The organism is Pseudomonas sp. UYEF17 (genome assembly GCF_040546125.1).
Classification (GTDB): Bacteria; Pseudomonadota; Gammaproteobacteria; order Pseudomonadales; family Pseudomonadaceae; genus Aquipseudomonas; species Aquipseudomonas putida_Z.
The window spans coordinates 1-12,836 of record NZ_JBEPNE010000028.1 but is presented as its reverse complement, the minus strand read 5'-3'; the positions used below and the strand labels follow the sequence as shown (position 1 = coordinate 12,836).

Annotated in this window: 13 protein-coding genes; 5 read left to right on the top strand and 8 right to left on the bottom strand. The window is 65.4% G+C overall.

What is annotated here, in order from left to right:
• Nucleotides 1-188 precede the first annotated feature (188 nt).
• Nucleotides 189-1,253, bottom strand: a complete 1,065-nt coding sequence (locus ABIB24_RS25490) for an AI-2E family transporter (RefSeq protein WP_013971823.1) — start codon at nucleotides 1,251-1,253, stop codon at nucleotides 189-191.
• A 133-nt stretch (nucleotides 1,254-1,386) separates the two neighbouring features.
• Between ABIB24_RS25490 and trhP the strand changes: the two genes are divergently transcribed.
• The gene (gene trhP / locus ABIB24_RS25485) at nucleotides 1,387-2,706 is read left to right on the top strand and encodes a prephenate-dependent tRNA uridine(34) hydroxylase TrhP (protein WP_274079642.1); all 1,320 of its coding nucleotides are present in this window, start codon (nucleotides 1,387-1,389) and stop codon (nucleotides 2,704-2,706) included.
• Nucleotides 2,707-2,715: 9 nt separating this feature from the next.
• On the opposite strand, the gene ABIB24_RS25480 is transcribed toward trhP, so the two are convergent.
• Complete coding sequence (locus ABIB24_RS25480; RefSeq protein WP_274079643.1) at nucleotides 2,716-3,366, bottom strand: hypothetical protein; 651 nt, start codon at nucleotides 3,364-3,366, stop codon at nucleotides 2,716-2,718.
• A 266-nt stretch (nucleotides 3,367-3,632) separates the two neighbouring features.
• Here ABIB24_RS25480 and ABIB24_RS25475 point away from each other — a divergent pair, with 266 nt between their 5' ends.
• From ABIB24_RS25475 to ABIB24_RS25465, 3 genes are all read left to right on the top strand, one after another.
• Nucleotides 3,633-4,064: a DUF411 domain-containing protein gene (locus tag ABIB24_RS25475; RefSeq protein WP_137163426.1), complete on the top strand. Its 432-nt coding sequence runs from the start codon at nucleotides 3,633-3,635 to the stop codon at nucleotides 4,062-4,064.
• Nucleotides 4,064-4,501, top strand: coding sequence for a YqaA family protein (locus ABIB24_RS25470; protein ID WP_013971818.1), 438 nt, complete (start codon nucleotides 4,064-4,066; stop codon nucleotides 4,499-4,501). Before ABIB24_RS25475 ends, ABIB24_RS25470 begins: the two co-directional genes overlap by 1 nt.
• A 75-nt stretch (nucleotides 4,502-4,576) precedes the next feature.
• Nucleotides 4,577-5,575 carry an alpha/beta fold hydrolase gene (locus ABIB24_RS25465; protein WP_137163425.1) on the top strand — a complete coding sequence of 333 codons (999 nt, stop codon included), beginning with the start codon at nucleotides 4,577-4,579 and terminating at the stop codon, nucleotides 5,573-5,575.
• A gap of 130 nt (nucleotides 5,576-5,705) precedes the next feature.
• Here the strand turns inward: ABIB24_RS25465 and ABIB24_RS25460 are convergent, their stop codons facing one another.
• The 6 genes from ABIB24_RS25460 to ABIB24_RS25435 form a co-directional block, all read right to left on the bottom strand.
• Nucleotides 5,706-6,287 (bottom strand): DinB family protein, encoded by a 582-nt coding sequence (locus tag ABIB24_RS25460; RefSeq protein WP_013971816.1) that lies wholly within the window; start codon nucleotides 6,285-6,287, stop codon nucleotides 5,706-5,708.
• A 14-nt stretch (nucleotides 6,288-6,301) separates the two neighbouring features.
• On the bottom strand, nucleotides 6,302-7,408 hold the full coding sequence (gene zapE / locus ABIB24_RS25455; RefSeq protein ID WP_274079645.1) for a cell division protein ZapE: 1,107 nt from the start codon (nucleotides 7,406-7,408) through the stop codon (nucleotides 6,302-6,304).
• Between the two features lie 151 nt (nucleotides 7,409-7,559).
• Nucleotides 7,560-8,711: a PQQ-dependent sugar dehydrogenase gene (locus ABIB24_RS25450; protein ID WP_354317531.1), complete on the bottom strand. Its 1,152-nt coding sequence runs from the start codon at nucleotides 8,709-8,711 to the stop codon at nucleotides 7,560-7,562.
• A gap of 23 nt (nucleotides 8,712-8,734) precedes the next feature.
• A complete protein-coding gene (locus ABIB24_RS25445) occupies nucleotides 8,735-9,052 on the bottom strand; it encodes a hypothetical protein (protein WP_286918695.1) in 318 nt (105 codons plus the stop codon).
• Nucleotides 9,053-9,237: 185 nt separating this feature from the next.
• Nucleotides 9,238-10,203: an agmatinase gene (gene speB / locus ABIB24_RS25440; RefSeq protein WP_085593236.1), complete on the bottom strand. Its 966-nt coding sequence runs from the start codon at nucleotides 10,201-10,203 to the stop codon at nucleotides 9,238-9,240.
• A 25-nt stretch (nucleotides 10,204-10,228) separates the two neighbouring features.
• The gene (locus ABIB24_RS25435) at nucleotides 10,229-11,308 is read right to left on the bottom strand and encodes an extracellular solute-binding protein (RefSeq protein ID WP_085693009.1); all 1,080 of its coding nucleotides are present in this window, start codon (nucleotides 11,306-11,308) and stop codon (nucleotides 10,229-10,231) included.
• A 102-nt stretch (nucleotides 11,309-11,410) separates the two neighbouring features.
• Between ABIB24_RS25435 and ABIB24_RS25430 the strand changes: the two genes are divergently transcribed.
• On the top strand, nucleotides 11,411-12,301 hold the full coding sequence (locus ABIB24_RS25430) for a LysR family transcriptional regulator (RefSeq protein WP_354317528.1): 891 nt from the start codon (nucleotides 11,411-11,413) through the stop codon (nucleotides 12,299-12,301).
• Nucleotides 12,302-12,836: the final 535 nt, after the last annotated feature.

Below are 12,836 nucleotides of genomic sequence, written 5' to 3'. Positions count from 1 at the left end.
CGTTTGCGCGATACCTGAACGTTTGCGCGATAGATGTAGGAGCGGCCTTGTGTCGCGATCGGGCTGCGCAGCAGCCCCAGGGTTTCTGCGTCAATGCGAAATTTGCTGGGGCTGCTGCGCAGCCCGATCGCGACACAAGGCCGCTCCTACAAGGATCGCCGTATCGGCAGGCCTTTCTCGAACAAGTGCTACTCCGGCAACTGCACCCGGGGTTTGGTTGCCGCGAAGATCGCCCAACTCGACACGAACAGCGCCGCGATCAATGGCCCGATCACGAAGCCATTGAGCCCGAACACCGCCAGCCCGCCCAGCGTCGACACCAGAATCAGGTAGTCCGGCATGCGCGTGTCCTTGCCCACCAGGATCGGCCGCAACAAGTTGTCCACCAGGCCGATCACCAGCACGCCGAACGCGGTCAGGATCACCCCCGACAAAATCGCACCGGTCAGCAGGAAGTACGCCGCTACCGGCGCCCACACGATCCCCGCCCCTACCGCCGGCAACAGCGACAGAAACGCCATCAATACCGCCCACACCAGCGCACTCGGGATATCCAGCACCCAGAAGATGAAACCGCCCAGCGCCCCCTGGGTAATGGCCACCAGCACGTTGCCTTTTACCGTCGCCCGCACTACACGGTTGAACTTCAGCTGCAAACGGCGCTTCTGGTGTTCGGGCAGCGGCACTGCCAGACGCACCTGGCGGGCGACCTCCGCGCCTTCGCGCAGGAAGAAGAACAACAGGTACATCATGATGCCGAAGCTGATCACGAACTCGAACGTGCCCTGCCCAAAGTTGAACGCCTGGCTGGCCAGCACCTGGCTGCCCTGGGTGGCCCACTTGCTGATCTTGTCGCGTAGCCCGTCGAGGTTGCCCATGCCCATGCTGTCCAGGCCCTGCTGGGCAAACGCCGGAAGCATGTCCTTGCCGCGCTCGACATAACCGGCAATATCCAGCTCCCCGTGCTCGATGCGCTGGTACAGGGCGGCTCCCTCCTGCACCAGCAGCGCGCTGGTGATGATCACCGGCAGGATCGCCACCAGCAGGCACACCAGCAAGGTGGCCGCCGCAGCCAGATTGCGCCTTCGGCCGAAACGCAGCAGCAGGTGGCGCTGCAGCGGGGCGAACAGGATGCCGAGTATCACCGCCCAGAAGATCGCACCGTAGTACGGCAGCAGGATCCAGATGAAGGCAATGGTCACCAGCGCCAGCAGTACTGCCAGGGCTTTGTTCTGCAGGGCGGTCTGGTTCATCGCGGGTCCTCGCATGGCTTATGCGTTATTAGTGCGCCGCACCTTGGCAAAAGTGCCGCCATTCCCTTGATGCAAATCAATACGGGCCGTATCTGCCAGCCCTAGCATCCGCGCCTTTTGCTCCGGTGCGCACATGACCACTATCGCCAAGCCCGAACTGCTGGCCCCCGCCGGCACCCTCAAGACCATGCGCTACGCCTTCGCCTATGGCGCCGACGCGGTCTACGCCGGCCAGCCACGCTACAGCTTGCGGGTGCGCAACAACGAGTTCGACCATGCCAACCTGGCCCTGGGCATCCAGGAGGCGCATGCCCTGGGCAAGCGCTTCTACGTGGTGGTCAATATTGCCCCGCACAATGCCAAGCTCAAGACCTTCCTCAAGGACCTGGCGCCGGTGATCGAGATGGCACCGGACGCGCTGATCATGTCCGACCCAGGCCTGATCATGCTGGTACGCCAGCACTTCCCGCAGATGCCGGTGCACCTGTCGGTGCAGGCCAACACGGTCAACTGGGCCAGCGTGCAGTTCTGGCAGCAACTGGGCCTGAGCCGGGTGATCCTGTCGCGCGAGCTGTCGCTCGAAGAGATCGAGGAAATCCGCCAGCAGGTGCCGGAAATGGAGCTGGAGGTGTTCGTCCACGGTGCCCTGTGCATGGCCTACTCCGGCCGTTGCCTGCTGTCGGGCTACCTCAACAAGCGCGATGCCAACCAGGGCAGCTGCACCAACGCTTGCCGCTGGAAGTACGACGCCACCCCGGCCACCGAAAACGCCACTGGCGACATCGTGCGCGAAGTGCAGCCGACGCTGGGCCTGGGTGCACCGACCGAGCAGGTATTCCTGCTGCAGGAAAGCAACCGCCCCGGCACCGAAATGCCGGCGTTCGAAGACGAGCACGGCACCTACATCATGAATGCCAAGGACCTGCGCGCCATCCAGCATGTCGGGCGCCTGGCCGCCATGGGCGTGCACTCGCTGAAGATCGAAGGCCGCACCAAGTCGCACTTCTACTGCGCCCGCGCCGTGCAGTCGTACCGCCAGGCGATCGACGACGCGGTGGCCGGGCGGCCATTCGACCGCTCCCTGATGGACAACCTCGAATCCCTGGCCCAGCGCGGTTACACCGAAGGCTTCCTGCGCCGCCACGTGCACGACGAGTACCAGAACTACCAGCGCGGCAACTCGGTGTCCGAGCGCCAGCAGTTCGTTGGCGAGCTGACCGGGGTGCGCGTCGACGGCCTGGCCGAGGTCAAGGTGAAGAACCGCTTCGCCGTGGGCGACCATCTGGAGCTGATGACCCCTCGCGGCAACTACCACTTCGATCTCGAGCACATGAGCAATGGCCAGCAGCAGCCGCTGCAGGTCGCCCCTGGCGATGGCCACACCATCTACCTTCCTGTTCCCGAGCAGGTGCCATTGGCATACGGCCTGCTGATGCGTGACCTGCCAGCTTGAGCGAGGTGGCTAGAGTTCAATCCTGGTAATGGCGCCAAGGCGCCGATCGCCCAATTCCTTACGAATCTGCTGACGAAAAGCGGCGAAACGTTCCAGGTCAAAACGGTAAACAGTGCCGGTGTTCCACACGACGATGTCACGCTGGGCCTCGCTCCAGAATCCGAAGTCGCGCATCTCCACCGTGCCATTGAAGCGAAACGAGTAGACCGCCAGATGGATCTGGCCCTCCTCGTCCTTCTGGCAGGGTGTTATCAGAAACGATGAGGCGACGTCGTTCTGCCAACCAGACTGCAGGAACTTGCTGGCGTGAGCACTGATGCGCAGTTCCTGCATGGACGCGCGCGCCAGTTGGGCCAACAGCATCGGTGTGCTGCCTGTGCCGATGGGCTCGAGCCTGGTATCGAAATCGTCATGGTCCCTGATGACCTGGGGCGGCAACTCCAGGGCGGCCGTCCTTACGCAGCCATGTTTCTCCAGGCGATTGCGGAAGCGGTCGAACCAGCTTTTCCATAGCTCGTCCCGGTCGAGGAAGCGGCTTGCGAACTCATCGGCATGGTCCAGCAACGTTTGCACGTCCTGGCGTTCCTCTTCGGACAGGTTTGGTCCGATGCCGATCAGATTGGTCTTGGAGTACAACAGGCAGTCCAGTGGTAGGGTCATGATCCAGCAGGCTCTCAGATAGGTGTGCCGCACGTTAGCCAGCGTGATGACAGGCCGGCATCCGGAACTACTACCTGGCATGTAGACTGGCTGCCTGACAACGCTGGCGAACGGCAACAGGCCGCGCTGCGCCTGAAGGCCGCTTACGCTATGCTGCTGGCCAACCGCTGGATATCGGACCGCCCCTGGGGCCGTAACGACACCGGGCGCGAGCAAGGCACTGGCTCGGTCGCTGGTATCCGCCCACGTTTTTGAAGGAGTGCTTCATGAAGCTGCGTAAACACCTGCTGCCCCTGGGCCTGCTGGCCATCACCGGCCTGGCCCAGGCTGCCGAGACCATCGACGTCTACCGCGACCCCAACTGTGGCTGCTGCAAGGCCTGGATCAGCCACCTGCGCGACAACGGCTTCACCGTCAACGACCATGTCGAGCCGAACATGAGCGAGGTGAAGCAACGCCTGGGCGTGGCGCCACGCCTGGCGTCGTGCCATACCGGGGTGATCGACGGCAAGTTCGTCGAAGGCCACGTGCCGGCCGAGCAGGTGCGCCTGCTGACCAAGCGCAACGACCTCAAGGGCCTGGCCGTGCCGGGCATGCCCATGGGCTCGCCCGGCATGGAAATGGGTGACCACAAGGATGCCTACCAGGTCATCGGCGTGACCCATGACGGCAAGGACACCGTGGTCGCCAACTACTGATGCTCAGCCTGTGGGCGCTGTTCCTCAGCGCCTTCGGCGCCGCCACCCTGCTACCGCTGCAATCGGAGGCCGTGCTGGTCGGCCTTTTGCTGCGCCAGCCCGAGGCCTGGGCCACCCTGCTGCTGGTGGCGACCCTGGGCAATGTGCTGGGCTCGGTGGTCAACTGGGTGCTGGGCCGGGCCATCGAGCACCTGCGTGACAAGCGCTGGTTCCCGTTCAGCCCTGCCCAGCTGGAACGCGCGCAACAGCGCTACCAGCGCTGGGGGCAATGGTCGCTGCTGCTCAGCTGGATGCCGGTGATCGGCGACCCGCTGACGCTGATCGCCGGCATCATGCGTGAGCCGTTCTGGCGCTTCCTGCTGCTGGTGACCCTGGCCAAGGCCGGCCGCTATGGGGTGCTGGCGATGATTACCCTGGGCTGGTTTCACGCCTGGTAACACCTTTCACGTTCCGCGTGGTCCACTGGCTGCTACAGTCGCCCCTTCCTACATGGCCCTACACGGAGTGCCCCCATGCTGCGCGCAACCGCCCTGGCCCTGGCCTGCCTCGCCGGCAGTTCGGCCATCGCCGCCGAATCGCCCACCTATGGCCCCCAGCTGGAGGGCTTCAGCTACCCGCATCCGCTCAAGCATTTCGACTTCAAGTCCCAGGGCCAGGCCCTGCAGATGGGCTACATGGACGTGCCCGCCCAGGGCCAGGCCAACGGCCACAGCGTGGTGCTGATGCACGGCAAGAACTTCTGCGCCGCCACCTGGGAAACCACCATCGATGCCCTGAGCAAGGCTGGCTACCGGGTCATCGCCCCCGACCAGGTCGGCTTCTGCAGCTCCAGCAAGCCGGCGCATTACCAGTACAGTTTCCAGCAGCTGGCGAGCAACACCCATGCCCTGCTCGAACAGCTGGGCGTGAAGCAAAGCATCGTGCTCGGCCACTCCACCGGCGGCATGCTCGCCACCCGCTATGCGCTGATGTACCCGCAGCAGGTGGAGCGCCTGGCGATGGTCAACCCCATCGGGCTGGAAGACTGGAAAGCCCTGGGCGTGCCCTACCGCACGGTGGACCAGTGGTATGCGCGCGAGCTCAAGCTGGATGCCGAAGGCGTGCGCGAGTATGAGCGCAAGACCTACTACGCCGGGCGCTGGAAGCCGGAGTACGAGCGCTGGGTGCAGATGCTGGTGGGCCTGAACAAGGGGCCGGGGCATGAAGCGGTGGCGTGGAACTCGGCGCTGATCTACGACATGATCTTCACCCAGCCGGTGTACCACGAGTTCAAGGACCTGCAGATGCCCACCCTGCTGCTGATCGGTGACCAGGACACCACAGCCATCGGCAGTGATATCGCGCCGCCGGAGGTGAAAGCGAAGTTGGGCAAGTATGCAGTGCTGGGGCCGCAGGTGACCAAGCTGATTCCCAAGGGTGAGCTGATTACCTTTGAAGGCATGGGGCATGCGCCGCAGATCGAGGAGCCGGTGCGGTTCAACCGTACGCTGGTGCAGTGGCTGGGCAAGTGAGCCAATAGTCGAGGGGCCGCTTTGCGGCCCTTCGCGGGCTCGCCCGCTCCCACAGGTAGTGCACAGCTGCCAAAACCTGTGCAGCACCTGTGGGAGCGGGCGAGCCCGCGAAGGGCTGCAAAGCAGCCCCCTACACTTTCCAGACCTGCTCCTCGGTCCAGCCCAGCTCGGCAAAGTCCGCCGCACGTAACCCCGCCTCTTCCTCGCAGAAAAACTCATCCAGCTGTGGCGGCCTCACTGCCGTGTCACTGAGCATCGCATGCACCTGCCCACGGTGATGCACCTGGTGCTCGAACAGGTGCGCCAGCAGCCGCAGCCGTTGCTCGCGCTGTACCCGCTCAGGGCGCACGATGCTCACATAGCGCCCCAGCTCACCATCGCGCAGGCCCCGGCAATAGGCGATCAGCCGGTGATCGGCCTGGGCCTGTTCGGCATGCAGGTCGGTGCAGGTGGCAAACGGCTGTTCGGGGTCGAAGAAGCGCTCGCCGTCGGCGTCGGGCTGCTCGCCACGCTGCTCGCACTCGAGCATGTGCAGGTAGAACCAGTCCACCGTCAGCAGGTGGTTGAGGGTGGCCTTGATCGACGGGAAAAAGCTGCAGCGCGGGGCGACGAATTCGTCCTGGGTCAGTTGCAGGCAGGCCTTGTACAGACGGTGGTTGGCCCAGCCATTGTTGTAGGCCTGGGTCAGCAGATGATGCGACAGCGGCTCCATGGTTCGGCTCCTTTTCAGGCGAAGCGTTGCAGTTGCATCTCCCGTAGCCGGCTCAGGGTCCGTTGGTACGGGAACGCCAGATACCCTTGAGTGTAGAGGGCATCCAGCGGCACCTGTGCCTCCAGGTACAACGCCACCCGGCGGTCGTAGCATTCGTCGACCAGGGCAATGAAGCGGCGCACTGCGTCGTCCTTGGGCGACAGCGCCGGCAGCTCGCGGTCGCCCGCCACCACCCGCGCCGCAGCATCCTCGGTGCCCCGGGCAATGCGCCCGGCCCGCTGTTCACCCCCCAGCGCCGGAATGCCCGACACCAGGATGGCCGGGAACCGGTCGCACAGGGCCATGAACTCCATGGCCGCCAGCGGCTGTTCGCACAGGTCGGTGAAGCGGCACCAGATGGCCTGCGCGCTGCGCCGCACCACCTGCACCTGCCGGGAGCCGATCGCCAAGGGCTGATCGTGGCCTGCGTCGCCGGGGCTGAGCTGGCGGAACACCTCGCCCAGCTGGCTGGCCTGCCCCGCTTGCGCCACCCAGTAACGCTGGCGCTCGGCGCCGGGGTGCAGGCGGTGGTCCTGCTCGCCGGCTACCGGCAGTACCTGCATGTGCCGCTGGATGGCGGCGATGGCCGGCAGGAAGCGCTCGCGGTTGAAGCCGTCGCGGTAGAGCTGCTCGGGTGGCTGGTTGGAGGTGGCGACAATCACCACGCCATGGTCGAACAGCACCTTGAACAGGCGGCCGAGGATGATCGCGTCACCGATGTCGTTGACGAACAGCTCGTCGAAGCACAGCACGCGTATCTGCCCTGCCAGCTCCCCGGCCAGCGCCAGCAGCGGGTCGGCGGTGCCGTTGAGCTGGAACAGGCGCTGGTGGACCCAGGCCATGAAGTGATGGAAGTGCTGGCGCCGGCTGGATACCCGCAGGCAGTGGTGGAACTGGTCCATCAGCCAGGTCTTGCCGCGGCCGACCGGGCCCCAGAGGTAGATACCCTGGGTGGGGCGGCCCTGTTCGACGGCCTGGAAACAGGCCTGCAAGGCCTCGACGGCGCGGGCCTGGGCGGGGTCGGCGACATAGCCCTGGGTGGTCAGGGCCTGCTGGTAAAGGGAATGGGGATCGATAGCCATGCGGCATTCTACACATACCTTGTGGGAGCGGCCTTGTGTCGCGAAAGGGCCGCGCAGCGGCCCCAGCAATATTCGTCGTGACGCGAAAATCCTGGGGCCGCTCTGCGGCCCTTTCGCGACACAAGGCCGCTCCCACAAGTACTGTACTGCGTCAGGTGCCGTCGCCCAGGCCTACCTTGAGCAACGCGCCGTCCTTGTCATCGGTCAGCACATACAGGTAGCCATCCGGCCCCACCCGCACATCGCGGATACGCGCCTTCAGCTCACCCAGCAAACGCTCTTCATGCACCACCTTGTCGCCATCCAGTTGCAGGCGGACCAGCTCCTGGGTAGCCAGCGCGCCAATGAACAGGTTGTGATCCCAGGCCTTGAACCTAGAGCTGTCGTAGAAGGCCATGCCGCTGATACCCGGCGACTTCTCCCATACATGGTGCGGGTCGACCATGCCCTGCACATGCTTGCCCTTGGCCTCAGGAATCGGCAGCAGCGAGTAGTTGATACCGTGGGTCGCAATCGGCCAGCCATAGTTCTTGCCGGGCTCGGGAATGTTGATCTCGTCGCCGCCGCGCGGGCCGTGCTCGTGGGTCCACAGCTTGCCGGTCCAGGGGTTGAGTGCGGCGCCTTGCTGGTTGCGGTGGCCGAACGACCAGATCTCCGGCCGTACGTTGTCCTTGCCGACGAAGGGGTTGTCCCTGGGTACTTCGCCGTCCGGCAAGATACGCACGATCTTGCCTTGCAGCTTGTCCAGGTCCAGGGCGGTCGGGCGCTGGTTGTTCTCGCCGAGGGCGATGAACAGGTAGCCGTCGCGGTCGAACACCAGGCGCGAGCCGAAGTGGTTGCCCTCCGACAGCTTGGGCTGCTGGCGGAAGATGACGTTGAAGTTTTCCAGCCGGGCGCGGTCGTGGGACAACTGGCCACGGCCGACCGCCGTACCGGCCTTGCCGTCACTGCCCTCTTCGGCGTAGGACAGGTAGACGGTACGGTCCTTGGCAAACTCTGGCGACAGCACCACATCCAGCAGGCCGCCCTGGCCCTCGGCCCAGACCTTGGGCACACCGCTGATCGGCGGGCCGACCTTGCCTTCGGCATTGACCACCCGCAAGTTGCCGGCGCGCTCGGTAACCAGCATGTCCTTGCCGCCCGGCAGGAACGCCAGGGCCCAAGGGTTGCGCAGACCATCGGCCAGGGTGCTGACGGTCAAGGTGCCTTCTTCACTGCGAAACTGCTGTTCGGCCGCCGCCTGCGCCAGCAGGGGCAGGAGTGCGGCGGCGGTCAGGGTGACAAGCCAGGGTGCTCGAAGCATGCAGGATTCCTTTCGTAGGGCGCTCATGGCGCGCGCGGGTTGCCGCGCGGTGGTCGGGTGGGCTCCAGGTTCGGGGTTTGTTGCTGGCGGCGCAGGTTGTCGCCATTGCCGATGCCGCGGTTGTCCAGGGTGGGCGTGCGCTGGTACGGGTCGGTGGACGGGCCGCGCACGGGAGGCGTGGCCGGCATGCTGCCCTGGCGGCTGTTGGGGTTGGCGCGCTGGATCGGGCTGTTGTAGGGGTTGTTGTTGCCGGCGGCGAGTTGCAAGGGCGGCTCGGTGGCCGCTTGCGCGGGCAGGCACAGCACCAGGCCGAGGGCCAGGATGGGCAAGGTCGGGGTCATGCTTCACCTCCTGTACGAAAATGCCGCGCCTGGTGGGTTTGATAGCCTAAGGCGCGAAGGGTTCGCGGCAAAAGTGTGAATGCGGGTGGAGATGATTCCTGATGTTTCAGTATGGGCCCTGGGGGCTGCTACGCAGCCCTTTCGCGACACAAGGCCGCTCCCACAAAGACCCTACGGACGCCGAATTACTGGCCCTTGTCCACCTTGTGCCGCGCCGCATACAGGCACAGCATTTCCATCGCCAGGGTCGCCCCGGCCAGCGCGGTGATGTCGGCATGGTCATAGGCTGGCGCCACCTCCACCAGGTCCATGCCCACCAGGTTGATACCGCGCAGCCCGCCGATGATCTCCAGCGCCTGCACCGTGCTCAGCCCGCCGCACACCGGCGTGCCGGTACCGGGCGCATAGGCCGGGTCGAGGCAGTCGATATCGAAGGTCAGGTACACTGGCCGCTCGCCCACCCGCTGGCGAATCGCCGCGATCACCGCCTCGGTGCCCTGCCGGTGCACCTGGCGGGCGTCGAGGATGGCAAAGCCCTGGCTGTCATCATTGGTGGTGCGCAGGCCGATCTGCACCGAGCTGGCCGGGTCCACCAGGCCTTCGCGGGCGGCATGCCAGAACATGGTGCCGTGGTCGATGCGTTTGCCCTCCTCGTCCGGCCAGGTGTCGCTGTGCGCATCGAAGTGGATCAGCGCCAGCGGGCCATGGCGGCGGGCATGGGCCTTGAGCAGCGGGTAGCTGATGAAGTGGTCGCCACCCAGGGTGAGCATGGCGCAGCCTGCTTCCAGAATATGCGTGGCATGGGCCTCGATGCTGTCCGGTACCGACTGTGGGGTGCCGCTGTCGAAGGCGCAATCGCCATAGTCGATCACCGCCAGGTGGTCGAACGGGTCGAACGCCCACGGCCAGTGCCGGGCCCAGGCCTGCTGCACCGAAGCGGCGCGGATCGCCCGCGGGCCGAAGCGCGCACCGGGGCGGTTGCTGGTGGCAGTATCGAACGGCACACCACTGACCACCACATCGACGCCACGCAGGTCGCGGCTGTAGCGGCGGCGAGAGAAACTGGTAATGCCGGCGTAGGTACTTTCCGCAGCGGTGCCATACAGGCTGTCGCGGGTCATGGCCTGGTCGTTGTTTGCGGCTTGCTCCACGGTCGGGCTCCTTTGTCGTTATTGGTTACTGGCGGCTGCGGAACGCGGTCCACAGGCGGTTGCGCTGGCGCAGGTCGGCCAGGGCCATGCTGCGGTCGGCATACAGGCGCTGGCGCACCGCGGCCGACGGGTAGATGTCCGGGTCGTTGCGCACCGCTTCGTCCACCAGCGGCGTAGCCGCCTGGTTGGCGTTGGCGAAGAACAGCGTGTTGGTCAGCGCGGCCACCGACTCGGGCTTGAGCATGAAGGCGATGAACGCCCGCGCGGCCTCGGGGTGCGGGGCGTCCTTGGGAATGACCAGGTTGTCCTGCCATACCAGCGTGCCTTCGCGGGGGATGCGGTAGATCAGCTCGAACGGCTTGCCGGCGCGGCGCGCCTGGTCGGCGGCCATCGCCGCATCGCCGTTGTAGGTCAGCGCCAGGCACACGCTGCCATTGGCCAGGTCGCTGATCTGCCGGCCATTGGCGACGTAGCTGATCGACGGCTGCAACTGGCTCAGCAGGCTCTGCGCGGCGGCCAGGTCGTCCTTGTCCTGGCTGTAAGGGTCCTTGCCCAGGTAGTTCAGGGCCACGCCGATCACCTCCTGGGGCGAGTCGGGCATGGCGATGCCGCAGTCCTTCAGCCGGCTGGCGTACTCGGGCTTGAACAGCAGGTCGAGGCTGTCCAGCGGCACATCCCCCAGGCGTTGGCGCACCGCTTCCACATTCACCCCCAGGCCCAGGGTGCCCCAGGTGTAGGGCACGGCATGGCGGTTGCCAGGGTCGGCCTCGGCGAGCTTGGCCAGAAGGTCCTTGTCGAGGTTGGCATAGCCAGGCATGGCCTGGGGGTCGAGCGGCTGCAGGGCGTTGGCCTTGAGCGCCCGGGCCAGCACGGCCGACGACGGCACCACCACGTCATAGCCGCTGCCACCGGTCAGCAGCTTGGTTTCCAGCACTTCGGTGGTGTCGAAGGTGTCGTAGCGCACCTTGTAGCCGGTTTCCTGCTCGAAGCGCTGGAGGGTTTGCGGGGCGACATAGTCGGCCCAGCTGTAGAGGTTGACGACTTTTTCTTCAGCCTGCAGCGGCAAGGCCAGGACCAGGGACAGCAGGCACAACGATCGACGCATGGCGGACACCTCGGCAAATGGGTGGATGCCGCGAGCATGCCAGCCGGGTTACATTGCAGGAATGGCAAGTTTGCAAAGCTGACATTCACCAGAGGCAATGTAATGCTCGGACAAGTGCACGACCCCGACCTGCACCTGCTGCGGCTGTTCGTCACTGTAGTCGAGGCCGGTGGCTTCAGCGCCGCGCAAGGCGTGCTGGGCCTGAGCCAGCCCACCATCAGCCAGCGCATGGCGCAGCTGGAAGCGCGGCTGGGCTACCGCCTGTGCAGTCGCGGCAAGGGTGGTTTTCACCTGACGGAAAAAGGCGCGTTGTTGCTGGACGCCGCCCGTGGGTTATTGCTGAACATCGAACAGTTTCGCCAGCAGGCCAATGGCGTTGCCGAGCGGCTGCTGGGGACCGTGCGCATAGGCATGGCGGAGAACCAGGACAGGGCGGTGAGCCTGAAGCTGGCGGCGGCCATTGCGGCGTTTCGCAGGCGCGAGGAAGCGGTGCAGCTGGAGCTGATCAGTGCGCCACCGGCAGAGCTGGAGCGCTTGTTGCTGGAGCAGCGGCTGGATTACGCCATCAGCTACTTTTCCGGCAACCAGGCAGCCTTCGATTACCAGCCGCTGTTCGAGGAGCGGCAACGGCTGTATTGCGGCAAGGGCCATGAGCTGTTCGGTGAGGCTGGCGTTGGGCGGGAGCGGTTGCTGGCGATGGACCAGGTGCGCCATCCGTACCGGTTTCTCAAGGGCGGCGAGCCGTTCCAGAGCGAGCGCAGCATGGCGGTGGCGGAGCAGATCGAGAGCGTGCTGACGTTCATTCTGTCGGGGCGGCATATTGGCTATCTGCCGTGCCATTGCGCGCAAGCCTGGGAGGCTGAGGGGTTGTTGTGGGCGCTGGACCCGGGGTTGGACTTCGTGGTGCCGTTTACCCTGGCCAGGCACCGGGCGCAGGTGGTTGGCGAGGCACAGCAGGCGTTTGCGCAGGATTTGCTGGCGGCGTTTGTCTGACCGGGCCTCTTCGCGGGTAAACCCGCTCCCACAGGGACCGCGACTTCCTCAGGCATGTGCGGTCTCTGTGGGAGCGGCCTTGTGTCGCGAAAGGGCCGCAAAGCGGCCCCGGCAATATGTGCTGCGAAGCTGAAGTCCTGGGGGCGCTTCGCACCCCTTTCGCGACACAAGGCCGCTCCTACAGAACCGCGCAGCGTCAGTAAGCCATGCCCCAGGTCAGCACCGGGCGGCGAGGCGCAGCAGGCGTTTGCGCAGGATTTGCTGGCGGCGTTTGTCTGACCGGGCCTCTTCGCGGGCAAACCCGCTCCCACAGGGACCGCGACTTCCTCAGGCATGTGCGGTCTCTGTAGGAGCGGCCTTGTGTCGCGAAAGGGCCGCAAAGCGGCCCCGCCAATATGAGCTGCAGAGCTGAAATCCTGGGGGCGCTTCGCACCCCTTTCGCGACACAAGGCCGCTCCCACAGAACCGCGCAGCGTCAGTAAGCCATGCTCCAGGTCAGCACCGGGCGGCGAGGCGCAGCAGGCGTTTGCGCAGG

What these genes read in the sequence shown, in the direction of transcription:
- ABIB24_RS25490 (WP_013971823.1), bottom strand. Translation starts at nt 1,253, where the DNA reads ATGAACCAGACCGCCCTGCAGAACAAAGCCCTGGCAGTACTGCTGGCG.
- trhP (WP_274079642.1), top strand. Translation starts at nt 1,387, where the DNA reads ATGACCACTATCGCCAAGCCCGAACTGCTGGCCCCCGCCGGCACCCTC.
- ABIB24_RS25480 (WP_274079643.1), bottom strand. Translation starts at nt 3,366, where the DNA reads ATGACCCTACCACTGGACTGCCTGTTGTACTCCAAGACCAATCTGATC.
- ABIB24_RS25475 (WP_137163426.1), top strand. Translation starts at nt 3,633, where the DNA reads ATGAAGCTGCGTAAACACCTGCTGCCCCTGGGCCTGCTGGCCATCACC.
- ABIB24_RS25470 (WP_013971818.1), top strand. Translation starts at nt 4,064, where the DNA reads ATGCTCAGCCTGTGGGCGCTGTTCCTCAGCGCCTTCGGCGCCGCCACC.
- ABIB24_RS25465 (WP_137163425.1), top strand. Translation starts at nt 4,577, where the DNA reads ATGCTGCGCGCAACCGCCCTGGCCCTGGCCTGCCTCGCCGGCAGTTCG.
- ABIB24_RS25460 (WP_013971816.1), bottom strand. Translation starts at nt 6,287, where the DNA reads ATGGAGCCGCTGTCGCATCATCTGCTGACCCAGGCCTACAACAATGGC.
- zapE (WP_274079645.1), bottom strand. Translation starts at nt 7,408, where the DNA reads ATGGCTATCGATCCCCATTCCCTTTACCAGCAGGCCCTGACCACCCAG.
- ABIB24_RS25450 (WP_354317531.1), bottom strand. Translation starts at nt 8,711, where the DNA reads ATGCTTCGAGCACCCTGGCTTGTCACCCTGACCGCCGCCGCACTCCTG.
- ABIB24_RS25445 (WP_286918695.1), bottom strand. Translation starts at nt 9,052, where the DNA reads ATGACCCCGACCTTGCCCATCCTGGCCCTCGGCCTGGTGCTGTGCCTG.
- ABIB24_RS25435 (WP_085693009.1), bottom strand. Translation starts at nt 11,308, where the DNA reads ATGCGTCGATCGTTGTGCCTGCTGTCCCTGGTCCTGGCCTTGCCGCTG.
- ABIB24_RS25430 (WP_354317528.1), top strand. Translation starts at nt 11,411, where the DNA reads ATGCTCGGACAAGTGCACGACCCCGACCTGCACCTGCTGCGGCTGTTC.